Annotated in this window: 24 protein-coding genes; 9 read left to right on the forward strand and 15 right to left on the reverse strand. The window is 68.1% G+C overall.

Annotated elements, in window-relative coordinates; genetic code table 11:
- Nucleotides 1-43: 43 nt before the first annotated feature.
- Nucleotides 44-1,177, reverse strand: coding sequence for an asparaginase (locus CRT60_RS22430; protein WP_098740978.1), 1,134 nt, complete (start codon nt 1,175-1,177; stop codon nt 44-46).
- A gap of 79 nt (nt 1,178-1,256) precedes the next feature.
- Between CRT60_RS22430 and CRT60_RS22435 the strand changes: the two genes are divergently transcribed.
- Nucleotides 1,257-1,841, forward strand: coding sequence for an RNA methyltransferase (locus tag CRT60_RS22435; RefSeq protein WP_098740977.1), 585 nt, complete (start codon nt 1,257-1,259; stop codon nt 1,839-1,841).
- Nucleotides 1,842-1,864: 23 nt separating this feature from the next.
- Here CRT60_RS22435 and CRT60_RS22440 read toward each other — a convergent pair whose 3' ends face one another.
- Nucleotides 1,865-2,425, reverse strand: coding sequence for a class I SAM-dependent methyltransferase (locus CRT60_RS22440; RefSeq protein WP_098738810.1), 561 nt, complete (start codon nt 2,423-2,425; stop codon nt 1,865-1,867).
- Between the two features lie 199 nt (nt 2,426-2,624).
- Between CRT60_RS22440 and CRT60_RS22445 the strand changes: the two genes are divergently transcribed.
- The 5 genes from CRT60_RS22445 to CRT60_RS22465 all read left to right on the forward strand — a co-directional run bounded on the left by CRT60_RS22445 (nt 2,625) and on the right by CRT60_RS22465 (nt 8,242).
- Entirely contained in the window at nt 2,625-3,212 is a 588-nt protein-coding gene (locus CRT60_RS22445; RefSeq protein ID WP_098738811.1) for a DUF1178 family protein, read from the forward strand.
- 366 nt (nt 3,213-3,578) lie between these two features.
- On the forward strand, nt 3,579-3,881 hold the full coding sequence (locus CRT60_RS22450) for a DUF485 domain-containing protein (RefSeq protein ID WP_098738812.1): 303 nt from the start codon (nt 3,579-3,581) through the stop codon (nt 3,879-3,881).
- The gene (locus CRT60_RS22455; protein ID WP_098738813.1) at nt 3,881-5,602 is read left to right on the forward strand and encodes a cation acetate symporter; all 1,722 of its coding nucleotides are present in this window, start codon (nt 3,881-3,883) and stop codon (nt 5,600-5,602) included. The genes CRT60_RS22450 and CRT60_RS22455 overlap by 1 nt, the downstream gene beginning before the upstream one ends.
- A 269-nt stretch (nt 5,603-5,871) precedes the next feature.
- The gene (locus CRT60_RS22460; protein ID WP_098738814.1) at nt 5,872-7,752 is read left to right on the forward strand and encodes a DUF294 nucleotidyltransferase-like domain-containing protein; all 1,881 of its coding nucleotides are present in this window, start codon (nt 5,872-5,874) and stop codon (nt 7,750-7,752) included.
- A gap of 10 nt (nt 7,753-7,762) precedes the next feature.
- Nucleotides 7,763-8,242, forward strand: coding sequence for a 3'-5' exonuclease family protein (locus tag CRT60_RS22465; protein WP_098738815.1), 480 nt, complete (start codon nt 7,763-7,765; stop codon nt 8,240-8,242).
- A 15-nt stretch (nt 8,243-8,257) separates the two neighbouring features.
- Here CRT60_RS22465 and CRT60_RS22470 read toward each other — a convergent pair whose 3' ends face one another.
- The 4 genes from CRT60_RS22470 to CRT60_RS22485 form a co-directional block, all read right to left on the reverse strand.
- Nucleotides 8,258-9,112, reverse strand: coding sequence for a carbon-nitrogen hydrolase family protein (locus tag CRT60_RS22470; RefSeq protein WP_098738816.1), 855 nt, complete (start codon nt 9,110-9,112; stop codon nt 8,258-8,260).
- A complete protein-coding gene (grxC, locus tag CRT60_RS22475) occupies nt 9,109-9,372 on the reverse strand; it encodes a glutaredoxin 3 (RefSeq protein WP_098738817.1) in 264 nt (87 codons plus the stop codon). The genes CRT60_RS22470 and grxC overlap by 4 nt, the downstream gene beginning before the upstream one ends.
- Nucleotides 9,373-9,489: 117 nt before the next feature.
- Nucleotides 9,490-10,257 (reverse strand): ComF family protein, encoded by a 768-nt coding sequence (locus tag CRT60_RS22480; protein WP_098738818.1) that lies wholly within the window; start codon nt 10,255-10,257, stop codon nt 9,490-9,492.
- Between the two features lie 12 nt (nt 10,258-10,269).
- Nucleotides 10,270-10,536, reverse strand: coding sequence for a flagellar biosynthetic protein FliQ (locus CRT60_RS22485; protein ID WP_098738819.1), 267 nt, complete (start codon nt 10,534-10,536; stop codon nt 10,270-10,272).
- Between the two features lie 111 nt (nt 10,537-10,647).
- Here CRT60_RS22485 and CRT60_RS22490 point away from each other — a divergent pair, with 111 nt between their 5' ends.
- Complete coding sequence (locus CRT60_RS22490) at nt 10,648-11,559, forward strand: methyltransferase domain-containing protein (RefSeq protein ID WP_098738820.1); 912 nt, start codon at nt 10,648-10,650, stop codon at nt 11,557-11,559.
- Nucleotides 11,560-11,578: 19 nt separating this feature from the next.
- On the opposite strand, the gene CRT60_RS22495 is transcribed toward CRT60_RS22490, so the two are convergent.
- From CRT60_RS22495 to CRT60_RS22505, 3 genes are all read right to left on the reverse strand, one after another.
- Nucleotides 11,579-12,349 (reverse strand): sulfite exporter TauE/SafE family protein, encoded by a 771-nt coding sequence (locus tag CRT60_RS22495; RefSeq protein ID WP_098738821.1) that lies wholly within the window; start codon nt 12,347-12,349, stop codon nt 11,579-11,581.
- A gap of 178 nt (nt 12,350-12,527) precedes the next feature.
- Entirely contained in the window at nt 12,528-13,448 is a 921-nt protein-coding gene (locus CRT60_RS22500) for a replication protein RepA (RefSeq protein WP_098738822.1), read from the reverse strand.
- Nucleotides 13,449-13,778: 330 nt separating this feature from the next.
- Nucleotides 13,779-14,618 carry a universal stress protein gene (locus CRT60_RS22505; RefSeq protein ID WP_098738823.1) on the reverse strand — a complete coding sequence of 280 codons (840 nt, stop codon included), beginning with the start codon at nt 14,616-14,618 and terminating at the stop codon, nt 13,779-13,781.
- 521 nt (nt 14,619-15,139) lie between these two features.
- On the opposite strand from CRT60_RS22505, the gene CRT60_RS22510 reads away from it, so the two are divergent.
- Nucleotides 15,140-16,885 carry a putative bifunctional diguanylate cyclase/phosphodiesterase gene (locus CRT60_RS22510; RefSeq protein ID WP_098738824.1) on the forward strand — a complete coding sequence of 582 codons (1,746 nt, stop codon included), beginning with the start codon at nt 15,140-15,142 and terminating at the stop codon, nt 16,883-16,885.
- 30 nt (nt 16,886-16,915) lie between these two features.
- Here CRT60_RS22510 and CRT60_RS22515 read toward each other — a convergent pair whose 3' ends face one another.
- The 6 genes from CRT60_RS22515 to CRT60_RS22540 form a co-directional block, all read right to left on the reverse strand.
- A complete protein-coding gene (locus CRT60_RS22515; protein ID WP_098738825.1) occupies nt 16,916-17,407 on the reverse strand; it encodes a protease complex subunit PrcB family protein in 492 nt (163 codons plus the stop codon).
- Between the two features lie 7 nt (nt 17,408-17,414).
- Nucleotides 17,415-18,596 (reverse strand): M20 aminoacylase family protein, encoded by a 1,182-nt coding sequence (locus tag CRT60_RS22520; protein WP_098738826.1) that lies wholly within the window; start codon nt 18,594-18,596, stop codon nt 17,415-17,417.
- 81 nt (nt 18,597-18,677) lie between these two features.
- The gene (locus tag CRT60_RS22525) at nt 18,678-19,313 is read right to left on the reverse strand and encodes a glutathione S-transferase family protein (protein WP_098738827.1); all 636 of its coding nucleotides are present in this window, start codon (nt 19,311-19,313) and stop codon (nt 18,678-18,680) included.
- A 117-nt stretch (nt 19,314-19,430) separates the two neighbouring features.
- Nucleotides 19,431-19,685 (reverse strand): DUF1272 domain-containing protein, encoded by a 255-nt coding sequence (locus CRT60_RS22530; protein ID WP_098738828.1) that lies wholly within the window; start codon nt 19,683-19,685, stop codon nt 19,431-19,433.
- A gap of 131 nt (nt 19,686-19,816) precedes the next feature.
- Nucleotides 19,817-21,478 (reverse strand): response regulator, encoded by a 1,662-nt coding sequence (locus CRT60_RS22535; protein WP_098738829.1) that lies wholly within the window; start codon nt 21,476-21,478, stop codon nt 19,817-19,819.
- A 65-nt stretch (nt 21,479-21,543) separates the two neighbouring features.
- Nucleotides 21,544-21,918, reverse strand: coding sequence for a response regulator (locus CRT60_RS22540; RefSeq protein ID WP_098738830.1), 375 nt, complete (start codon nt 21,916-21,918; stop codon nt 21,544-21,546).
- Nucleotides 21,919-22,151: 233 nt separating this feature from the next.
- Between CRT60_RS22540 and CRT60_RS22545 the strand changes: the two genes are divergently transcribed.
- The gene (locus CRT60_RS22545; protein ID WP_098738831.1) at nt 22,152-22,718 is read left to right on the forward strand and encodes an invasion associated locus B family protein; all 567 of its coding nucleotides are present in this window, start codon (nt 22,152-22,154) and stop codon (nt 22,716-22,718) included.
- Nucleotides 22,719-22,732 lie beyond the last annotated feature (14 nt).

Raw genomic sequence — 22,732 nt, forward strand, 5'->3', positions numbered from 1 at the left:
CACCGCATCCGCACCCGCTGCATCCGCCTGATTCGGGCCTTTCTCAGCCCGGCCAGCCCTCTGCCGGCCGCACCTCGCCCACCCGCGTGCCGGCGCGGTTCAGCAGCGGGGCGGTCAGCAGCTGCGGCACACGGGCCCATTGCGCCTCGGTCAGCGCCCGGGTCGAGCGGATCAGGGCGGCCAGCGCCACCTCGCGGGCGCGGGCGGCACCGTCCTCGATCTTCAGGGCGATGCCGATGCCCTGCTCGGGGATCACGGCGCAGCCGACGCCCTCGGCCCCGCCCTTGACCAGCACGGCGCCGCCGGCCGCCTCCATCAGTGCGGTGTCGAAGGTTCCGGTGCCGCCGATCAGGAAGGGGTGCTTGCCCCAGGCAACGGCGATGCGGGTGACGGCATCGGCCCGGGCGTCGGGCAGGTCGACCGGGTCGGCGATGCGGGCCATGGCATAGGCGATGGCGCCCAGCGGCATGCCGATGGTGGGGATGGAACAGCCATCGACGCCCCAGGGCGCGCTGAACAGGTCCTGTCCGGTCATCTGCTCCATCACGCCCAGGATGCGCTGCTGCACCGGGTGTTCGTAGCGGACATAGCCCTTCAGCCGTTCGCCCTTGTGCCTGGCGGTGGTCAGGAAGCCGCTGTGCTTGCCGGAGCAGTTGTTGTGGAAGGCGGTCGGCGCCTCGCCGCGGCGGACCAGATCCTCGGCGGTGGCGGGATCGTAGGGGATCTGCGCGCCGCATTCGTAATCGTCGAGCGTCAGCCCGACCCGTTCGGCCCAGGACCGCACCAGTTCGGTGTGGCGCGCCTCGCCATTGTGGGAGGAGCAGGCGAGCGCCAACTCCTCATCCCCCAGCCCGAACGCGTCGAGCGCGCCGCTTTCCACCAGCGGGATCGCCTGCAGCGACTTGATGGCGGAGCGCGGGTAGACCGGCGCATCGATGTCGCCCCAGCGCGCCAGCACATGGCCGCCGGCATCGACGATGCAGGCGCGGGCGCGGTGGACCGACTCCACCAGGCTGCCGCGCGTCACCTCGACGGTGATCGGGCTTTCCGCCGGGCCGGACAGGTCGGCACGGCCCTCGGCGCTCTCGCCAGGCCGGTGGCCGTCATGGGGGGAATGGCCGTGGTGGTGATCCCCACCGCAGCAGGAGGAATGGTCGTGAGGATTGTCTGGGCTCATGCCGGCAAGCTTGCCTCGGGCGGGCTGCGGCGGCAAGCTCCCGCCCGGTCATATCCTTACCAAGATCAGCGGGCTCTTCATGCGTGGCTATTTCGGAATCGGGGTGGAGCGGATCAGCAAGCCGGGCAATGTCGGCAACCTGATGCGCACCGCCCATGCCTTCGGCGCCTCCTTCTTCTTCGCCATCGATCCGGAGCCGGACCTGCGCGAGACGAAGCTGGTCGATACCTCCGGCGCCACGCTGCACCTGCCGCTCTACATCCACGAGCGGGTGGCCGACTTCACCCTGCCCAGGGACTGCATGCTGGTCGGGGTGGAACTGACCGACGACGCGGTGGAACTGCCCAGCTTCCGCCACCCGTCGCGCGCCGCCTATGTGCTGGGGCCGGAGCGCGACAGCCTGTCGCCCGCCCTGCTGGCGCGCTGCGACCATGTGGTGAAGATCCCGATGTCCTTCTGCATCAATGTCGGCGTCGCCGGGGCGCTGGTGATGTACGACCGCATGATCTCGCTCGGCCGCTTCGCCGAGCGCCCGGTGCGTCCCGGCGGCCCGCTGGAGGGGCCGGCCCAGCACAAGCATGGCAAGCAGATCATGCGCAAGGAGGACCGCCGCCGCCGCATCCGCGGGGAGCAGAAGCCGGTCGCCGACGACAGCGACGAGTGAGTGCGACGGGTAAGGATGCGGGATCAGAGCGGCAGCGGATCGTCCCCGGCGACGGCGCAGATCCGCTGCACCACCGCGGGCTTGGGCACCGACAGCTCGCCCTGTTCGAAGGCCACCACCTGAAGCCTGCCGTGCACTGCCTCCAGCAATTCGCCCCGCCGCAGCAGGAAGTCGGGAGAGGACGGGCGGCCGAAGCGGGCATTGCCGTCGGCGAAGGTCTCGTAGATCAGCAGGCCGCCCGGCTCCAGCGCCGCCAGGATGGCGGGGAAGAGCGGGCGGTGCAGGTAGTTGGTGACGACGATCCCGGCGAAGGTGCCGTCGACCGGCAGGCAGTTGGACGAAATCCCCGAGTCGCTGCTTTCCAGGTCTGCCTGAACGAGGGTGACGTTCGCGCCGTCCTCCAGGTCGGCGACGCCGCCGAGGTCGCGGTCCAGCCCCACCACCGGATGCCCGAGGCGATGGAACAGGCGCAGATGCCGTCCGCCGCCGCAGGCGAGGTCGAGCACCCGCCCGCCCGCCCGCACCAGCGGGGCGAATCGCTCCACCCAGGGGGAGGGCGGCGACAGCGGATGAGGTGTGGGCATGGGGAAATTCCCTTATCCGGACTTTTTTCGATGGTGTCGGGGACGATATCACAGGAGGTATGCGTGCATGGACCGTCCGGCGTTTGACGGCGCGGCCCGGCCGTGCTGAATTAGGGCGATTCCCGAGTCGCGCCGCAACCCGGACCGGCGTGCCCGGACTTGTGTTTCCTGCTGCGGGTCAGTTGGGGCTTGTGGGGATATGATCCTCTTCGCGTTGAGATGCTCGGCCGACCACCAGTTCGAAGCGTGGTTCCGCAATGGTGCCGCCTATGACGAACAGGCGGCGGGCCATCAGATCGCCTGTCCGATCTGCGGCGACACCGTGGTCGGCAAGGCGCCGATGGCCCCGCGCATCGCCAAGGGCGTCGCCAAGGCCGCCGACCGTGCCCGCGAACAGGCCGAGGCCGTCGCGGCGGACGCCCCGTCGACGCCGCCGCCGGCCGCTCCCGCCAATGCGGTGCCGGCCCCCCTTCCGGCGCCGATCCCCGCGCCGGTCCCGCTGCCGAACGCCGCCGACGTGGTCGCAGCCCTGCCGCCGAGCCTGAACGACGCCCAGCGCGAGGCGGTGGCAGAGGTGATGCGGCAGCTGACCGAGGTGCGGCGCAGTGTGGAGAAGAACTGCGACTATGTCGGCGACCGCTTCGCCGAGGAGGCGCGGCGCATCCATTACGGCGAGACCGACCCGCGCGGCATCTATGGCGAGGCGTCTGACGAGGAAGTTTCCGAACTCCACGAGGAAGGTGTGACATTTCACCGCATCCCCTGGATTCCGCGCACCGATTCCTGAAGGGCAGCCGGTCCCGGCAGGGTGGCGCCACTGCGCGGTCCTGCGACTGATCCCCAACGAAACCGTTTGAAAAGCTGACTGTTTGGAAGGCGCGCCCGGCAACGGGGGCGCCTTTCCCGTATGGCGCTACAGCCTTGCCCAGGCTTGATTTTTCGGGGCCGTCCGCCCCCTCGGCGCCCACCCCATCGACCAAGGTAGGGGGTGCGCCAAACAATGATCTGTATCAAACAATTGGGCAGGTCAAGGGCGTACGAATTACGGGAAGAAACCCGGACGCGACCGCCCGGACGGCAAATGCCCGCTGATCCCGAAGACGATGTCTGGATGGATCGCGAAAGATTGCCGGCACTCGATGAGGGGACGCACATGAGTCAAAGCGCACAAAGGATTGTGAACAATCCAAAGTTCCAGGAACTGGTGGCGAAACGGTCCGCTTTCGCCTGGACTTTGTCGATTGCCATGCTGGTCATTTATTTCGGTTTCATCCTGCTGGTGGCGTTCGGGAAGTCGTTCCTGGGCACGCCGATCGGCTCCGGTGTCACGACCTGGGGCATTCCCATCGGCGTCTTCACCATCGTGTCCGCCTTCATCCTGACCGGCATCTACGTGCATCGGGCGAACGGCGAATTCGACGAGCTGAACCGCCAGATCCTGGAGGAGTCGAAGTGATGCGCGCCATCCACTCCCGCATTGCGGCCGGTGCGGCTGCTGCAACCGGGGCGGCGCTTATGCTGCCCACCGGCGCCATGGCCGACGCCATCGGCGGTTCGGTGCAGAAGCAGGCGACCAACTGGTCGGCCATCCTGATGTTCCTGGCCTTCGTGGTATTCACGCTGGGCATCACCTACTGGGCGGCCCGCCGCACCAAGTCGGCCAAGGACTTCTACGCTGCCGGCGGCGGCATCACCGGCTTCCAGAACGGCCTCGCCATCGCCGGCGACTACATGTCGGCCGCGTCCTTCCTGGGCATCGCCGGTCTGGTGTACGCCTCGGGCTTCGACGGCCTGATCTATTCGGTGGGCTGGCTGGTCGGCTGGCCGATCGTGCTGTTCCTGATCGCGGAGCGGCTGCGCAACCTCGGCAAGTATACCTTCGCCGACGTTGCCTCCTACCGCTTCCAGCAGACGCCGATCCGCACCCTGTCGGCTTGCGGCTCGCTGGCCACCGTGACCTTCTACCTGATCGCCCAGATGGTTGGTGCCGGCAAGCTGATCCAGTTGCTGTTCGGTCTCGACTATCTGGTCGCCGTCATCCTCGTCGGCGTCCTGATGATCGGCTACGTCACCTTCGGCGGCATGCTGGCAACCACTTGGGTGCAGATCATCAAGGCGGTGATGCTGCTGTCCGGCGCGTCCTTCATGGCCTTCATGATCCTCGCCAAGTTCGGCTTCAGCCCCGAGGCGATGTTCAAGGCCGCCGTCGAGATCCACCCGAAGGGTCTGGCGATCATGTCGCCCGGCACGCTGGTGTCCGACCCGATCTCGGCGATCTCGCTGGGCATGGCGTTGATGTTCGGCACCGCCGGTCTGCCGCATATCCTGATGCGCTTCTTCACGGTGTCGGATGCCAAGGAAGCCCGCAAGTCGGTCTTCTATGCCACCGGCTTCATCGGCTACTTCTACATCCTGACCTTCATCATCGGCTTCGGCGCGATCCTGATGATCCTGGCTCCCGACGCCAACGGCGCCTACCCGTTCCTGACGGCCGGCCCGGCGGCCGGTGCCAAGGCGGCGATCACGGCGATCATCGGCGGCACCAACATGGCGGCCATCCACACCGCCCATGCGGTCGGCGGCGACCTGTTCTACGGCTTCATCTCGGCGGTCGCCTTCGCCACCATCCTGGCGGTGGTCGCGGGTCTGACCCTGGCCGGCGCCTCGGCGGTCTCCCATGACCTCTACGCCTCGGTCTTCGCCAAAGGCCGTGCCAACGAGGCGGACGAAATCCGCGTGTCGAAGATCACCACGGTCGTCATCGGCATCGTCTCGATCATCCTGGGCGTCGCCTTCGAGAACCAGAACGTCGCCTTCATGGTCGGTCTGGCCTTCGTCATCGCCGCTTCGGCCAACTTCCCGATCCTGCTGATGTCGATGTTCTGGGGCAAGATGACCACCCGTGGCGCCGTGATGGGCGGTGCGCTCGGCCTGATCTCGGCGATCGTCCTGCTGGTCTTGGGGCCGACCGTGTGGAAGGCCGTGCTGGGCAATCCGGCGGCGATCTTCCCCTACGACAACCCCGGCTTCTTCACCATCCCGCTCGCCTTCGCCGGTATCTGGTTCTTCTCGATCACCGACAACAGCGCGCAGGCCCAGAAGGAGCGCAAGGACTTCGAAGCCCAGTACATCCGGTCGCAGACCGGCCTGGGTGCCGAGGGTGCCTCCGCCCACTAAGCGGTTGTCCATCAAGCGATCAGGCGTTCGAACGAACAGGGCGGAGCAATAAGAACAGGGAAGGGGCCGCGTCTCGCACCGCGTCCCTTCCCCCCTTCGGGGAAGGCTCAAGCCCGTGCGGTGACCGAACCACGCCGCCAAATGTCGCACCCGCTTCCGGCCTCGGGCCCGGCGGGTGTATCCTCGAAAGCGCCTCCGGATCCGGTCCGGAGGCGCTTTTTTATGCCCGCTTTTCCCGATGCCCCGCCCTCCTGTGACGGAGCCTGCCCGTGCAGCACGCGATGCCGACCGCCTCCCCGGACTTCGATTTCGGCCAGCCCCCCTTCGACCTGCTGACCGACGATCAGCGGACGGCGCTGGCGGGGGCGCTGGACATCGCGCTCTACCCGCGCGACGCGGTCCTGCTGTCGCGGGAGGAGCCGACCGATGCGATGTTCGTCGTGCTGCGCGGCACCGTGCAGGAACGCCGCGGCGGCGAGGTGGCGGCGGTCCATGGACCCGGCGACCGTTTCGGCTTGCAGGCTCTCTATGGCGCCGCGGGTGCCGGCGCTGGCGGCAGCACCGCCCGGCGTTTCGTCGCGGCCGAGGAGTGCGCCTGCCACCTGATCCCGCGTCCCGCACTGGAAGCGCTGGCGGCGGAGAATTCCGAATTCGGTGCCGCCATCGTCGGCGATTTCGCCCAGCGCATGCGCGATCTGGCGGCGTTGCGGTCGAACCGCGAGATGGCGGCGCTGACCATGGCGCGCATCCGGCAGGCTTATCTCCACCCGCCGCTGTTCGTCGACGCCGCCGCCAGCCTGCGCGATGCGGCCGAGGCGATGCGGCAGAACCGCGCCAGCAGCGTGCTGGTGCGCGGAGCGGATGGGTCCGTGGGCGGAGCGGTGGGCATCCTGACCGGCACCGACCTGCGCGACCTCGTGGTGCTGGACGGCCGGCCGGTGAGCGAGCCGGTCGGGCCGCTCGCCCGCTACGGGCTGCTGACGTTGGACCGCGACGACCTGCTGTTCAATGCGCTGGTGCTGATGACCAAGCATGCGGTGCGCCGGGTGGTGGTGACGGAGAAGGGGGCCATCGCCGGGCTGTTGGGGCAAAGCGACCTGCTGGCGGTGCTGTCCAACCATTCCCAGGTCATCGGGTTGCAGGTGGAGCATGCCACCGACCCCGCCGACCTGCGCCGGGCCAGCCGCTCCATCGTCGAGCTGATCCGCACCCTGCATGCCACGGGGGTCAAGGTCTCCTTCATCGCCGATCTGGTGACCGAGCTGAACCGACGAATCTTCCGCAAGCTGTTCGAACTGCTGGCCCCGCCGGACCTGCTGGCCAACAGCTGCCTGATCGTGATGGGCAGCGAGGGGCGCGGCGAACAGCTGCTGAAGACCGACCAGGACAACGGCCTGATCCTGCGCGACGGCTTCGACTGTCCCGACCTGGCCGACATCGCTGCCGACTTCAGCCGCCATCTGGTGGAGTTCGGCTATCCGCCCTGTCCCGGCAACATCATGGTGTCGAACCCGGACTGGACGCGGCCGCTCGCCGGCTACAAGGACGCGCTGTTCAACTGGGTCCACCGTCCGGACGAGGCGGCGCAAATGAACCTCGCCATCTTCTACGACGCCGCTCCGGTTGCCGGCGACGCCACGCTGCTGGCGGAGGCGAAGGACTATCTGCTGAGCCGGTTGCAGGACAACCAGATGTTCTTCACCCAGTTCGCCCGTCCGGCCCTGTCCTTCGACACGCCGAGCGGCCTGTTCGCCACCCTGTTCGAACGGCGCCGGGCGGAAGCGGTGGACATCAAGAAGGCCGGCATCTTCCCCATCGTCCATGGCGTGCGGGCGCTGGCGCTGGAAAAGCACCGGGCGGAAACCAACACGGTGGAGCGCATCCAGGTGCTGGCCGAACTGGGGGCGCTGGACCGCAAGATGGCTGCCGATCTTGTGGAGGCCTTCACCATCCTGTCGACCATCCGCCTGAAGGCGCGCGTCGATCTTCCCGATGACGAGCCTGAGGGGGAGGGAGAGGAACTGGCAATCGACAACCTCGTCCACCCCGACCGGCTGGGCAAGCTCGACCGCGACCAGTTCAAGGACTGTCTGGCCCTGGTGAAGAGCTTCAAGGAGCTGATCGCCCACCATTTCCGCCTGAACCATTGAGGCGGCGACCATGGCGCACTCCGATCACACCAACGCCGACCGCCGGGAGCATGTGGCGGTCCATTGCGAGGCGACCAGCTTCGACCCCGAGTCGGCGAGGCCGCTGACCTTCGCCGCCATCCGCATCCGCGGCCCCCGCATCCTGACCGGCAGCGCCCTGCTGCTCCATCCCGGCAGCGACACCGGAATGGCCGAGGCCGGCGACCTGTTGCATGCCTTCATCGGCGGCCGGCCGCTGGTCGGCTATTACCTGGATTTCTCCGTCGCCATGGCGGAACGCCTGACCGGCCGCCCGCTGCCGGAGGAGCGGACGGAGGTGTCGAGCCTCTATTACGACCGCAAGATCCGCAGCCTGTCGAAGCAGGCGGTCGATCTGCGGCTGGACAGTCTGGTCCATGACCTCGACCTGCCGGTGCGGCCCGACGGCGCCTTCGGCATCGCGCTGACCGCAGCGATGGCGTGGCTGCGGCTGACGCAGGACGGGCGCTGAGGAGACGCGGACGGGTCAGAACCCGATCCGCTCCACCTCGAAGGCACGGTCGTGGGTCAGCGACGGCACCATGCCGCGGGCTTCCGCGATGCGGTCGAGGTCGAGGTCGGCGGTGATGAAGCCGACATCGGTGCCGGCATCGGCCAGCACCTCGCCCCATGGCGCGATCAGCAGGGAATGGCCGTAGGTCTGGCGGCCCTGGTCGTGGCTGCCGGTCTGGGCCGGGGCGACGACGAAGCAGCCGGTCTCGATGGCGCGGCTGCGCAGCAGCGTGTGCCAGTGGGCGCGGCCGGTCGGCACGGTGAAGGCGGCCGGCACCGTCAGGATCGACGCCCCCGCCTTGGCCAGCGCCCGGTAGAGATAGGCGAAGCGCACGTCGTAGCAGACGGTCATGCCGATGCCGCCCCACGGGCTGGAGGCGACGACCGCCCGCTCGCCCGGCCGGAAGGTGGCCGACTCGCGATAGGATTCGCCGTCCTTCAGCGTGACGTCGAACATGTGGATCTTGTCGTAGGAGGCGACGACCCGCCCCCCGGCGTCGAACAGATAGCTGCGGTTGGCGGCGCGTCCGTCTTCCAACAGGACATGCAGGGTGCCGCCCAGGATCCAGGCTCCGGTCTCCCGCGCCAGATCGGCGAAGAAGGGAATGCCGGGATGCTCCGCCTCGCTGCGGACTCGCTGCATGGTCTTGTCGCGGCCCTGGACGATCCAGCCGACATTCTCCGGCAAAGCGATGAGGTCCGCCCCGGCATCGCGGGCACGGCGGACGAGATCGCCCGCCGCCCGCAGGTTCGGCTCAAGCTCCGTGCCGGCATTCACCTGGACGCAGGCGGCCCTCAGCACGCCGGTGCCCGCGGCGCCCCCGCTCACGCGGCGATGCCGAGCAGCGGGTCGAGCTTGCCGGCGCGATCCAGCGCGTGGATGTCGTCGCTGCCGCCGTACGGCTTCCCATCGATGAAGACTTGCGGGACGGTGGTCCGGCCTTCCGACCGCTCGATCATCTCGCTGCGGCGGCCCGGCTGGGCGTAGAGGTCGATTTCCTCGTATGTCACGCCCTTGCCGTCGAGCAGGCTCTTGGCCCGCATGCAGTAGGGACAGAAGGGCGTGGTGTAGATGACGACGTCGGCCATGCCACTGGGCTCCTTTTGGACGTGGAGAAACTATAAGGTCAACCCACGAGGGGCGCCAGACGTTGCAGCCCGCGTGCGACGCCGGTCAGCGTCGCCGGCCGCGGCCCTTTTCAAGCGTCAGCGCTGCACCACGCGTGCCAGGGTCAGCACGTCGACCCGCCCCGCCCCGGCGCGCAGCAGGACCCGCGTGCATTCCGCCAGCGTCGCCCCGGTGGTCATCACGTCGTCGATCAGCACCAGCCGCTGTCCCGTCACCTGGTCCTTTGCCGATTGTCCCGGCCGCAGGCGGAAGGCGCCCTTGACGTTGCGGTGGCGCCCCTGGCGGTCCAGCCCGCCCTGGGTCGGGGTGGAGCGGTGGCGTTGCAGCAGGTCGGGCGTGGCGGGAACGCCGCTGTGCCGCGACAGCGCCTGCGCCAGCAGTGCCGCCTGGTTGTAGCGGCGGCGGAACAGGCGGCCGCGGTGCAGCGGCACCGGCAGCAGCCGGTCAGCATCCGCCAGCAATTCCTTGCCGGCGCGCGCCAGCCAGACGCCATAGGATTTGGCGGCATGGATGCGGTCGCCATGCTTGAAGCCAAGGACCAGCGGCCGGCTGCCGTCGTCATAAGCCAGCACGGCGCGGGCGCGGGCGAAAGGCGGCGGGGCTGCCAGACAGGCGCCGCACAGCGCGCCCTCCTGCGCCTCATACTCGAAGGGAAGGCCGCAGCAGGCGCACAGCGGCGGGGCGATGAAGGTCAGCTTGACCCAGCAGGCCGCACACAGACCACCCTGCCGGTCCACCGCCTCGCCGCAACCGAGACAGCGCGGCGGCAGCAGCGCGTCCAGCAGCAGGGCTGCCGCACTGGTTGCGATGCGGCCAAGTCCGGCGAGAGGGGCGGGCGCCTGCATCGGCTGGTCCCGTCACTGCAACAGCGCGATGCGCTCGAAGATCACCGCCGTATAGTCGCGCAGCGCCAGATAGATCGCCGGACCGGTGGCGAACAGGATCAGCAGGGTGGCGAAGAACTTCAGGTCCTGCTGCAGCGACGATTCGTTGATGTTGGTGGCGCTCTGGAACAGCATCAGTCCAGCCGACAGCAATGCCGTGATGCCCAATGTCGGCAGCGAGATTTTCAGGATGACCATCAGCGCTTCATGACTGACGGAAATAGCCTCGTCGATGCCCATTCCGATGCCTGTCCGGTTTTCCTCCCATTCGGGAGCACTGCTGTGGAAAAGGTGGCTGTGCTGCGAGTGTAGCACGGTTGTCGCGCCGCCGGGCTGGGGTATAGTGCGGCCATGACAAGCCCCGACAGCATGACCGTCTTCGACCGTGCGCTCGTCCGCCGCCGCCGCGACCGCGCCGTCGCCGAATTCACCGACCACGCCTTCCTGTTCGAGGAGATCGCCGACCGCCTCGCCGACCGGCTGGAGGACGTGATCCGTCCCTTCCCGCTGGCGCTCGACGTCGGCTGCCACGACGGGGCGATGGGCCGGATCCTGAAAGGCCGCAAGGGGATCGAACGGCTGGTCGCCTGCGACCTGTCGCCGGAGTTCGCCCGTGCCGCGCTCGCTCCCGGAAATCCCACGGTCACCGCCGCCATCGCCGCCGACGAGGAGTTCCTGCCCTTCGCCCCCGGCAGCTTCGATCTGGCCGTCAGCAATCTCAGCCTGCACTGGGTCAACGACCTGCCGGGCGCCCTGGTTCAGATTAGGCAGGCGCTGAAGCCCGACGGCTTCTTCTGCGCCTCCATGCTGGGCGGCCAGACCCTGGCCGAGCTGCGCCGCTGCCTGTACGAGGCGGAGATGGAGGTGTCGGGCGGCGTCTCCCCCCGCGTGTCACCCTTCGCCGAGATCAAGGATGCCGGCGGGTTGCTGCAACGTGCCGGCTTCGCCCTCCCGGTGGTCGACAGCGACGTGATCACCGTCACCTATTCCGACGCCTTTGCCCTGATGCGTGAACTGCGCGGCATGGGCGAGACCAATGCCGTGCTGGCGCGCCGCAAGGTTCCGGCAACCCGCTCCATGCTGTTCGACGCGGCACGGCGCTATGCCGAGCTTTATGCCGAGCCGGACGGGCGCATCCCGGTGACCTTCGAAGTGCTTTATCTGGCCGGCTGGTCGCCGCACGAGAGCCAGCAGCAGCCGCTGAAGCCCGGCAGCGGGCAGGTTCCGCTGGGGGACGCGCTGAAGGGCGGCGGTATCCACTGAAACAGGCTGAGGGGCTGGTTTACGCAACCAGCTTCCAGGCCATCCAACCCAGCACCCCGGCGTTCACCAGCATGATCGCCGGGGCGACGCGGGCGACCGCGGTGCGCCAGGTGCGGCCGGCGATGTGACCGGCCAGCCCAACCGCCAGCAGGCTCGGCACCGTGCCGAGCGCGAAGGCCGCCATGCCGAGTGCGCCGGTCAGCGCACTGCCGCTCGCCGCCGCCACCGCGATGGCGCCATAGAGCATCCCGCAGGGAATGAAGCCCAGTGCCACCCCCAGCCCATAGCCGCGCCAGCCCGTCGGGTTGCCGAACAGCGGCCGGGCGAGGCCGGACACCCGCTCGCTCCACCAGCGCTGCACCCGATTGCCGCCGAGTGACGGCGCCTTGGGGAGCCAGGACAGGACCCCGCGCGCGGCGTAGCCGAGGAAGAACAGCGCCGCCAGCGCCAGCAGCGCCACCGACAGCCAGCGCAGTCCCGGCAGCGCCCCGACATGGCCGGCGACCGAGGCCGACAGCGCGCCGACCAGCGCATAGGTCGTCGCCCGGCCAGCATGATAGGGCAGAACCGCCGCCCCGGTCAGTCGCCGGAACTCCGACATTGCCGACAGCGGCACCCGCTCCAGCCGCGCCGACACCTGGGCCAGGACGAAGGGGCCGCACATGCCGGCGCAATGGGTGGTGCCGCCGACCAGTCCGGCGGTCAGCAGGGCAAGCAACAGCCCGCCGTCGCGGTCGATGACCACGGCGCACTGGTTCAGTCCGGCATCCAGCAGCGACAGGGCGTCCAAGGCAAAGCCTCTCCGGTTCGGGAACTGGCGGCGATCTTAGGGGGAGAGGAGGGGCCCCCCAATGACGTGGGTCAATGGCGGGCGGGCTTGCCAGGGTGTGGGGGAAAGCGACCGGGGGGAGTTCGGCCAGGGAGAGTTCGGCGGAGAATTTCAGTGCCGGTCGCTTAACCCCACGCCGTTACGCCAGCAGGCGGGCGATGGGCGGGCGGCTGGGATGGAGGACGACGCCGTCGTCGGCCGGTTCGACCTTCGCGTCGGGATAGGCGGCCAGCGCATATTGCAGGGCCTGGACGAAGCGCGGCTTGAAATGCTTCATCTGGTCATAGCCGGCACCGAACTGCGCATAGAGCGACGGCCAGGAGATCGGCTGCGGCCGGCTCAGCGAATGCAGCCGGTAGGCGAGCCAGACATAGAGGTCGAGGCTCAGGGAGCGGTCCTTCAACTGCCGCACCGCCTCCTCCAGCAGGGGAACCGGATGGTCGCGCAGGGCCTGGAAGAAGGTCTCGTCCAGCTGGACCACGTCGTTCCACAGCGTGCCCTGGCGGTCGTCGCCGAGAGCGTCGTGGAAAATCAGGCCGCGCTTGACGATGCCGCCCTTCTCGAAGACGTCGGCGTTCTCGCCGTCCCAGAAGAACTTCAAGGAGCAGGCGGAGATGCGCAGCGACTGTTCGCGGAAGCCGCGGAAGGTCTCGCCGCCGACGCTGATGCCCATCCGGGTCAGCCAGTCGCGCATGGAGCGGCCGAGTTCGACTTCGCGGCGGCCGGTGCGCACCGCCTGGGTTTGCAGATAGATCAGGATCATCCGCGCCCGCGCGCCATAGGGCACGCCGAACAGCTTCATCTTGCCGTTCACCTTCAACCGGCCCGGTTCGACCAGCAGCGTCACCTGATGGCCGCGCTTTTCCCAGGGCATGTCGTCGGCCAGCTTCTTGTGCGGCAGGCTGGTCAGGCAGAAACCGCTGTAGGTGATGCCGAGATGCTGGTTCTCGTCCGCCAGGATGTCGGCGGCGATGTCCACCAGTGTCCGCTCCTCGGGCCGAACCAGGGCGCGTGCCTTGTCCCGGCCATGCTCGATCACGAGCCTGTGTATGTCGCCCATAGCAGCCTCACCCAGATGTTGTGGCATCCTGGTGAGCGGCGGCCGATGGAGTCAATGTGGGGTTAGGCGACCGTGCTAGTCGATGGGTAGTTGTTAGACTTATTAGTTGAGTCGCCGCTTGTCCCCATGGGGAAACCCCGAGTCGCGCCGCTTTTCCCCACGAATCCGCCGCTTTTCCCCAAGGGGATCAGGGTGGACAAAGAGGCGCGGTCGCTTTTCCCCACGGGCTGCGAGCGGCGACTCGCGACGGTTGTGACGGGACTCGGGGGGACGCGGTCGGTCGCTTAACCCCACGGATGGGAAAGAGGGCACATGAAGGTGCCCACCCCCTTAATGGCTCATCAGCACCGGAACGGTCATGTGCTGCAACATGAAGCGGGTCATGCCGCCCAGCACCAGTTCACGGAAGCGCGAACGGCCGTAGGCGCCCATCACCAGCAGGTCGCAGCTTTCGTCGGCGGCCATGTTCAGCAGGGTGTCGCCGGGCTCTACCACATCGGTCGCGACATGGGTGGCCTCCACGCGGCAGCCGTGGCGCGACAGATGGCGGGCGATGTCGGCGCAGGGCTCGTCGCCCAGGCCGTTCGGGCCGGGCTTCGGATTGGCAGCCATCACCACGACGCGCTTGGCGGCGGTCAGCAGGGACATGGCGTCGCCGATTGCGCGCGCCGCCTCGCGGCTGCCGTTCCAACCGACCAGAACCCGCTCGCCGATGCTGGAGAAGCGGCCGGCATAGGGCACGACCAGGAGCGGCCGGCCGCATTCGAACAGAAGGTCCGCCGGCTGGGCGACGAGCTGGTCGCGGTCACGGTCCGGATCGGGCTGGCCGACCACGACCAGATCGGCATAGCGGCCGCGCACCGCGGCGGCGATGGTCGGATCGGCTTCCTGCGCCAGCCATTCGGATCGGTCGGTCACGCCGTGCAGGCGCATGACGTCGTCGAAGGCCGCCTGCATCCGGTCCGTCTGGTCCTTGCGGCTCTGGCGGCGGCTTTCGCGCAATTCCTGCGGGATTTCGGCTTCGATGTAACCGGGGAACACCGTGTCGGTGAAGGCATAGAGTGCGGTCAGGTGCGCATCGCACCGCGCTGCGAGCCGTGCTGCAAGGTCGAGACGCGCTGCGGACGCGGGCGTATCGTCGACGACGACCAGGAAGTCCTTGAGAGCCATGGCGTGGTTCCTGCCCAGAATGGTGATGGCTGCCCGTCATTGAGGGCTTTGCATCATGGGATTGTCGGTAAGGCGGCGCCGGGTCAGGCGACATCCTCGACCTCGTTGTCCCCACTTGTCTTGGCAGTATAAATCCGCGCTTGTCCGCCGATGTCCTTCCATTACAGGGCACAGCCATGCCTTCGCTGCGTTCCTGCACCGCACAAGACTGGTCGTCCGCCGAACATTCGACTTGGGATGCAATCGCAGGCCGCAGACACCCCGATAAAGAACGAAATCCATTCCTCTATTCGCACAGTGAGGAACAGAAAATCAGGATTGTGCGTTTGGCGATGGTGCAACCCGCGCTTGAATGAATACTATGATATGCCCATGGATATGCAGCCGTGTCTCCGATGGATGGGCTATAGAAACGTTCAAGCTCTGTTGCACTAAGGCAGCTTTGGTTTTGACGGGCGGGTGACACTTCGCGTAAGTGTTGGGTATCGATTTCCTGATGAGTACCCCACTCTATCCTCGCCATGAGTCCTGATCCCCGAATCACCGCGCTGGCCGACGCTTTATCGGGTGCCACATCCGGCGCGCCGGGGCTCGACGCCCTGCGTCAGATTCTCGACGCCATGACGGTGAAGGTGGCGTTGATGGACCCGCAGAGGCGGCACATCTACGCCAACCGCGCCTATCTGGAGATGATGGGGACAACTCTGGAGAAGGCGGTCGGCACCACCATCGGCGACCTGCTGGGGCAGGACCAGCTGCGCAACACCGTCGGGGCGGCCAAGCGCGCGCTGGCGGGCGAGACGGTGCAGACGGAAGGCTGGATCACCCAGGCCGACGGCCAGCAGCGTTACGTCACGCGGCTTCATGCGCCGCACCGGGCGGAAGACGGCGCCATCGCCGGCTATTTCGTCATCCTGCAGGACATGACCGAACGCCGGCAGGTGCAGGACGACCTGTTCCGCCTCGCCTATTACGACCCGGTGACCGGGCTGGCCAACCGCCTGATGCTGCTGAAGCACATGGCGGACTACCGCAACATGGGCGAGCCCTTCACCCTCGTCATCCTGGACATCGACCGCTTCGCGGAAATCCGCAGCAGCATGGGCCAGGGCTTCGCCAACGAGGTGCTGGACGGTCTGGCCCAGCGGATGGCGGCGCAGGCCGCCGCCTTCGACCTGATCGCCCGCGTCAGCGACCATGCCTTCGCCATGCTGGCCGGCGGTGCCTGCGACCGGCCGGTGCTGGAGGGCGCCATCGAAGAGCTGGCGTCGGTGGTGCGCTCCGCCCGTTCCAGCTCGGGCGGCACGGTGTTCCTGTCCGCCAGCATCGGCGTCGCCATCGCGGCGCCGACCCACGAGCGTCCCGACGACGTGCTGCGCGATGCCGAGATCGCCACCGCCCGTGCCCGTGAACAGGGCGGCGGGCGGCAGGCCTGGTTCGACCCGGCGATGCATTCCCATGTGGTCGAGCAGGTGCGGCTGGAGCACGACCTGCGCAGCGCGTTGGACAGCGGCAGCGACCTTTGGGTCGCCTATCAGCCGATTGTGGAGATGGTGACCGGCGGGCTGGCGGGGTTCGAGGCGCTGATGCGCTGGAACCACCCGGAACGCGGCAACATCCCGCCCGGCATCTTCATCCCCATCGCCGAAAGCACCGGTCTGGTCGTGTCGCTCGGCACCTGGGTGCTGCGACAGGCCTGTCTGCAGATCGCGGAGTGGCAGGACCGCCGTGAACCGGGCTCCGCCCCGCTGTTCATGAGCGTCAACCTGTCGACCCACCAGCTGTCCGACCCCAACTTCGTCCAGGTCGTGCGCGAGGTTCTGCGCGAAACCGGGGTGGAGCCGTCCTGGATCAAGCTGGAGCTGACGGAAAGTGCTGTGATGGACAAGGCGGAACAGTCGATCCGCCTGCTGCGCGATCTGCGGGCGCTGGGCATCAAGCTGTCCATCGACGATTTCGGCACCGGCTATTCGTCGCTGTCCTACCTGCACAAGCTGCCCATCGACAGCCTGAAGGTCGACCGCTCCTTCGTCTCCGCCATGCACCAGTCGGAGGAAAACCGCGCCATCGTCCGCATCATCATGGATCTGGCGCGCCTGCTGGGCTTCGACGTCATCGCCGAAGGCATCGAGACCAGCGCCGACGCCAATCTGCTGCGGGCGCTGGCCTGCGACTATGGCCAGGGCTACCACTTCGCCCGCCCGCTCCCGTCGGCGGAAGCCGGCAAGCTGGTCGGCGGGGAGTTGCCGTGGCAGATGCCGCGGTGAGGGTGGCGGTCTGACGCCACCCTCCGCCTTCTACTTCCCCCGAACGAACTTCGGCGTCCCCGCCGTGCCGGGCAGAAGGCGGATGGCGTAGGGGCTGGTGCGCATCTGCGCCACCGCCTGGGCGGGGCCGGGCACCATCTCGTGATAGCCGACGATCAGGTCGGCGCCCTTCTGCTGCACGCTGTCGATGGCGACGCCGTAGCCGGCGCTGTCGCGCGGCCCCAGGAACACCGCCACCGCCATCCGCCCGCCGGGCAGGGAGGACGGGGCCGGCTCGCCGACCCGTGCCCACAATGCCGACCATTCGCCGCTGTCGCGGGCGACGACATAGGCGCGCTCGGCGGCGCTGCTGTGGTCGCCCTGCCAGACGGTGCCGGCCTCCGCCTGCGCCGGCAGCAGGTTGCCGTCGGCGCGGTCGTTGCCGCCCTGGCAGGAGGTCAGCAGAAGGGCGGGGGCCAACAGCAGCGGGATCAGACGGGTAATTGGATGTGGGGTCAGGCGGGGACGGGACGGCAGCTTCATGGGACGGTCAGGCGCTCCGCGGCAGGATCGTCTCGACCAGCGACGCCCAATAGCTGGCGCCGGTGGTCAGGATCGCGTCGTTGAAGTCGTAATGCGGGTTGTGCAGACGGCAGGAGGACCCAAGATGCGCGCCATGGCCGAGCCAGATGTAGGCGCCCGGCCGCTCCTTCAGCATGTAGCCGAAATCCTCCGCCGCCATGGTCGGGTCCGGCGCCCAGACCACATTCTCCTCGCCCACCACCTTGGCGGCGGCGGCGGCGGCGATGCGCGCCTCCGGCTCGCTGTTGACCGTGGCGGGATAGCCGGGGCGGAAACGCAACTCCGCCGTGGCACCCAGACCTTCGGCGATGCTGGTGACGAGGCGGCCGAACTGCTCCTGGATGCGGCTGTGGTTCTCTTCGGAGAAGGTGCGCATGGTGCCGCGCATCCGCGCGCTGTCGGGGATGACGTTGGCCGCGGTCCCGGCCTCCACCACCGTGATCGACACGACCGCACTCTCGGCCGGGTTGGTGCCGCGGCTGACCAGGCTCTGCGCCGCGGTGACGATGTGGGCCGACACCAGGACCGGATCGATGCCGCGATGGGGCATGGCGGCGTGGGCGCCGTGGCCGGTCACATGGATTTCGAACTGGTTGGCCGCGGCCATCACCGGGCCGGGATGCACGGCGATCCGGCCGGCCGGAAGCTCCGGCCAATTGTGCAGGCCATAGACCTGCTCGCAGTCGAACTGCTGGAACAGCCCGTCGTCGATCATCCGCTTCGCCCCACCCAGCCCTTCCTCGGCCGGCTGGAAGATGAAGTGGACGGTGCCGTCGAAGTTGCGGGTCTCCGCCAGATAGCGGGCGGCACCCAGCAGCATGGCGGTGTGCCCGTCATGGCCGCAGGCGTGCATCCTGCCGGCATGGCGCGAGGCATGGTCGAAGTCGTTGGCCTCCGGCATCGGCAGCGCGTCCATGTCGGCGCGCAGCCCGATGGTCCGGCCGCTGTCGGTGCCCAGCCCCGTCAACGTGCCGACCACGCCGGTCCCGCCCAGGCCGCGATGCACCGCGATGCCGAACTCCGCCAGCTTCGTCGCGACGATGTCGGAGGTGCGCTTTTCCTCGAACCCCAGTTCCGGGTGGGCGTGGATGTCGCGCCGCCACGCGGTCATGTCGTCCTGGAAGGCGGCGATGCGGTTGTTGATCGGCATGTCTCTGACGTCTGGTTGGAACGGCCGGAGGACGTTCGGGGAAAACCGGGTGAGGAAGGCTGAGGGTCGAGGACCATCCGCTCAGCCGGAAGCGGCCAAATCGGGAACCGACATTCCGCGCTGGACCGCCGGCCTTGCGGCGACGGTGTCGTGCCAGCGCTTCAGGTTGGGGAACCGCTCCAGCAATCCGCCGCCCGCCACCGCCGCGGCGGCGATGAAGGGGAAGCAGGCGATGTCGGCAATGGAGTAGGAGGCGCCGGCCAGATGCTCCGCCGCGCCTAGGCGCTCCTCCAGCGCCGCATAGCAGCGCATCAGCTCGCCCTTGTACAGGTCGATGGCATGGGGGATGCGGTCGGGGGAGCGGGCGGCGAAGCGCTGCATGTCGATGGCGGTGGGGCCGAGGTCGCTGATGCCCAGCATGAACCAGCTCATTGCCTCGGCCCGCTCATCCTCATCCTCGGGCAGCAGCCGGCCGGTGCGCTCGGCGAAATGCAGCAGGATGGCGCCGGAGCCGAACAGGCGCCGCACCCGGCCGCCCGGAAGCTCTTCCGCCAGCGCCGGGATCTTGGTGATCGGGCTGACCGCCAGGAAGTCCGGCCGCTTGTTCTCGCCGGCGGCCAGATCGACACGGTGGACGGTGTAGGGTAGTCCCAACTCCTCCAGCAGGATGGAGGCCTTGCGTCCGTTGGGCGTGGGAAAGCTGTAGAGCGTGAGCATGCTGCGACGGTCCCTGCGCTCCGTCCGGGGGCGGGTCCCCGGGAGCGATGGCGCCAGTCTGGCCGATTTGCGCGGCGAACGCCAGCGACAGCACTGCCGATCCGGGCCTTCCATCCGTCAGGACTGGAACAGCGGGGCGCAGCCGTCCGGCTTCACGATGCGCGTGGCCGACGGCGGGTTGGCCGCCAGCTTCGCCGCCGGGCGGATCGGCCGCCGCACCAGCTCTCCCCCGCAGTTCGGGCAGCGCTCCCCCGGCAGCCGGGCGCGGCAATCGGCGCAGAAGGTGCATTCGAAGGAACAGATATAGGCGTCCGTCGCCTCGGGCGGCAGGTCGCGGTCGCAGCATTCGCAGTTGGGGCGCAGGTCCAGCACGGCACGGTCTCCGGTTCGGGGGATGTGCCAGGAAGAATAGCGGGCTTCGTGCGCCGGGGTCAGTGGCGCTAATGACGATGATCGTCAAAATCCTGCCAAAGCGACACGCGCTCCCGTGCCCTCCGGGGAGGCTACATCGCCTCCGCCCGACGGCCGAACAGGGCGCGCAGCTTGCGGCCGATGGCGCCGCCCAGCATGCCGTGGCCGCCCCCCGCCTTCGGGAACCAGCCGGGGTCGTCGGTCTGGAAGCGGCGGACGACATGCACGAAGGCATCAACGACGTCGGGATCGAAGTCGCGGCCAGACCGTTCGACGATCCAGGCCATCGCGTCCTCCACCGCCCAGGCGCTGCGATACTGGCGGCTGGTGATCAGCGCGTCGAACACGTCGGCCACCGCCATGATGCGGGCGCCGATGGGGATGGCGCTGCCGCGCAGACCCTCCTGATAGCCCGATCCGTCGTAGCGCTCATGGTGGTAGCGCGCGATCTCCGCCGCAATGGACAGCAGCGACCGGCCGCGCAGCGGCACCGCCGCCTCTGCCAGGATGCGGTGGCCGATCTCGGTGTGGCGCTGGATCATCTGCATGTCGATGCCGGTCAGCTCGCCCGGCATGCCCAGCGTCTCGTCCGACACGCTCAGCATGCCGACATCGTGCAGCAGGGCCGCCAGCCCGACCTTCTCGACGAAGTCGGCATCGAGCTCGTCCCGGAACTTCTCGCGCTGGTGCAACTCGCGGGCGATGGAGCCCACCAGCTTCTCGATGCGCTGAAGGTGGCCGGTGGCGGCGTTGTCCTTGTATTCGGCCAGCGCACCCATCGCCAGGACGGTTGCCTTCTGCGAGGTGTTCAGCTCCTCGATCAGCAGGGCGTTTTCGAACGCGATGGAACATTTGTTGCGGAACAGCTCCATCAGCTGCCATTCGCGGGCGGTGCCGTCGTTGCGCCCCTCGACATAGATCATGCCGGTGATGCCGCCGTTGGCGCGCAGGCGCAGCGCGCAGAAATCCGGCTCGATGATCGTCTCGCTGCTGGGCGACAACCGCTCCAGCGCCGCCTCCACCCGCGGTTCGCCAAGCTCCGCGACCTCCACGTCCTTCCACTTGGCGAAGCGGCCGGTGGAGGCACGCACGCGGATCTTGCGGTCGCGCGGCAGCGTATCGCCCTGGATGCACAGAAGCGCATGGTGGCCGATGCCGAGCAGCCCGACGACGCGCGGCAGGATGTTGGGGAACAGCACGTCGGGCGTGCGCATCTCCAAGAGGCCGGTGGTCGCCACCAGCATGCGGGCCAGCCCCTTGCGTCCCGCCGCCAGCGCCTGGAGGCTGGCGAAGGTGCGCAGCTGGCCGGCAACGGCGGTGCGCAAGGCGCGCGGCGTCAGGTCCGCCTTGACCCGCCAGTCGCCGACGTCGTTGGCGGCGATGGCCTCATCCTCGCGTCCGGTATCCCCGCTCCCGGTTTCGTCCTCCCGTTCATCGGTGCAGACCAGGATGCGGGTGCGCTGGTTGCCCAGTTCGCGCCGCAGGTAGGCCACCAGCTCCAACCCGGCTTTCGGGCCTTCCAGTGCGGTCTCCAGCAGGATCAGGGCGGTGTCGGGATGCCGCTGCAGGGCGTCGCGCGCCTCGGCGGCGGAGGTGGCGCCGGTCAGGTCAACCCCGGCGCCGTCGATCGACAGCCCCTCCACCGCCGACCGTGCCTTGGCCAGCAGCGACGGATCGGAATCGACGACCAGAACCTTGAACGGTGGTTTGGCGACCGGATCGGCCATCTCCGGCCGTGCATCGTCGTGGAGCATGGCATTCCCAGCGGTTGCGCGCCTGCGATGCGCGTCCGGCAAAGTAATCCCATTGCGTAATTCATTCAACCGGCGACAAGTGCCGCCAACACCTCCGACGCCAGCAGGCTGGGGTTGACCGGCTTGGAGATCACCCGCGACACGCCCAGCTTGGCGAAGGCGGCGGAGGTCAGTTGGGCAGGCACCTTGTCGTCGATGGCCGACAGGATGACCACTGGCATCTCCGGGCGCAGCGTCCGTGCGGCCTTGATGACCTCGAACCCGTCATGGTCGGGCATGATGATGTCGGTGAGGACGAGGTCGAACTGTTGGACGTAAAGGATGCCGATGGCTTCCGGGGCGCTGGCGCACAGGGTCAGGTCATGGCCTTCGCGGGTCAGGATCGCGCGGATCAGGTTGCGCGTGACCGGATCGTCGTCCACCACCAATAGCTTGGCCATGCCAGTCCCCGTCGCGTTCATGCCGGGCGCAGATATAGCGTGAACCCCCGGTTACGCCAGCGGCAAGTTTATGACCCCCCCATTGTGCTTATGCGTGTCAAAATGTCACGCGGCGAGCAGGGCGGCCTGTGAGAAACGAACCTGCACCGGCCCGGCGGTCTTGGAATGGTCAGTCCGTTTGGGGTAGTGTCCGCCCGCACCCCACGGACCAACAACGAGCAGACGCAAGACCGATGTTGCTTCCCAACGCCGTCCGCCGATTTGCCGGGGCCGTCTTTGCCGGTTCTGTCGTCTCTTCCATCCTCGCCGCCGGTTTTCTGGCCGCCGGCGTGACCGCCGCGCCGGCCGCCGCGGCCGACCCGCGCCATCTCGGCACCTTCAAGGACTGGAACGCGTTCCTGTTCGAGGAGAAGGGCCAGAAGGTGTGCTACATCTCCAGCCAGCCCAAGAAGTCGGAGCCGAAGGCGAAGCGCGGCGACATCTACACGCTGGTCACCCACCGCCCGGCGGAAAAGGCCCTTGACGTCGTCAGCGTCATCGTCGGCTATCCGTTCAAGAAGGGCAGCGAGGCCGAGGTCAGCATCGACGGCAAGGACTTCAAGCTGTTCACCGACGGCGAGACCGCCTGGGCTCGCGATGCCGACGCCGACCGCGCCGTGACCGCGGCGCTGCGCAACGGCAAGCAGATGGTGGTGAAGGGCGTGTCCGGCCGCGGCACCAAGACGACCGACACCTACAGCCTGGCCGGTGTCGGGCAGGCCTATGACGCCATCAACGAGGCCTGCGGCGTGAAGCGCTGATCGCCGCAGCGGAT

Origin of the sequence: Azospirillum palustre, assembly GCF_002573965.1 — a bacterium.
Classification (GTDB): domain Bacteria; phylum Pseudomonadota; class Alphaproteobacteria; order Azospirillales; family Azospirillaceae; genus Azospirillum; species Azospirillum palustre.

Coding starts and splice junctions, on each gene's coding strand:
- CRT60_RS22465 (WP_098738815.1), top strand. CDS start 7,763: ATGGCGCACTCCGATCACACCAACGCCGACCGCCGGGAGCATGTGGCG.
- CRT60_RS22480 (WP_098738818.1), bottom strand. CDS start 10,257: ATGCAGGCGCCCGCCCCTCTCGCCGGACTTGGCCGCATCGCAACCAGT.
- CRT60_RS22450 (WP_098738812.1), top strand. CDS start 3,579: ATGAGTCAAAGCGCACAAAGGATTGTGAACAATCCAAAGTTCCAGGAA.
- CRT60_RS22500 (WP_098738822.1), bottom strand. CDS start 13,448: ATGGGCGACATACACAGGCTCGTGATCGAGCATGGCCGGGACAAGGCA.
- CRT60_RS22430 (WP_098740978.1), bottom strand. CDS start 1,177: ATGAGCCCAGACAATCCTCACGACCATTCCTCCTGCTGCGGTGGGGAT.
- CRT60_RS22490 (WP_098738820.1), top strand. CDS start 10,648: ATGACAAGCCCCGACAGCATGACCGTCTTCGACCGTGCGCTCGTCCGC.
- CRT60_RS22545 (WP_098738831.1), top strand. CDS start 22,152: ATGTTGCTTCCCAACGCCGTCCGCCGATTTGCCGGGGCCGTCTTTGCC.
- grxC (WP_098738817.1), bottom strand. CDS start 9,372: ATGGCCGACGTCGTCATCTACACCACGCCCTTCTGTCCCTACTGCATG.
- CRT60_RS22510 (WP_098738824.1), top strand. CDS start 15,140: ATGAGTCCTGATCCCCGAATCACCGCGCTGGCCGACGCTTTATCGGGT.
- CRT60_RS22485 (WP_098738819.1), bottom strand. CDS start 10,536: ATGGGCATCGACGAGGCTATTTCCGTCAGTCATGAAGCGCTGATGGTC.
- CRT60_RS22455 (WP_098738813.1), top strand. CDS start 3,881: ATGCGCGCCATCCACTCCCGCATTGCGGCCGGTGCGGCTGCTGCAACC.
- CRT60_RS22445 (WP_098738811.1), top strand. CDS start 2,625: ATGATCCTCTTCGCGTTGAGATGCTCGGCCGACCACCAGTTCGAAGCG.
- CRT60_RS22515 (WP_098738825.1), bottom strand. CDS start 17,407: ATGAAGCTGCCGTCCCGTCCCCGCCTGACCCCACATCCAATTACCCGT.
- CRT60_RS22435 (WP_098740977.1), top strand. CDS start 1,257: ATGCGTGGCTATTTCGGAATCGGGGTGGAGCGGATCAGCAAGCCGGGC.
- CRT60_RS22505 (WP_098738823.1), bottom strand. CDS start 14,618: ATGGCTCTCAAGGACTTCCTGGTCGTCGTCGACGATACGCCCGCGTCC.
- CRT60_RS22520 (WP_098738826.1), bottom strand. CDS start 18,596: ATGCCGATCAACAACCGCATCGCCGCCTTCCAGGACGACATGACCGCG.
- CRT60_RS22440 (WP_098738810.1), bottom strand. CDS start 2,425: ATGCCCACACCTCATCCGCTGTCGCCGCCCTCCCCCTGGGTGGAGCGA.
- CRT60_RS22535 (WP_098738829.1), bottom strand. CDS start 21,478: ATGCTCCACGACGATGCACGGCCGGAGATGGCCGATCCGGTCGCCAAA.
- CRT60_RS22540 (WP_098738830.1), bottom strand. CDS start 21,918: ATGGCCAAGCTATTGGTGGTGGACGACGATCCGGTCACGCGCAACCTG.
- CRT60_RS22525 (WP_098738827.1), bottom strand. CDS start 19,313: ATGCTCACGCTCTACAGCTTTCCCACGCCCAACGGACGCAAGGCCTCC.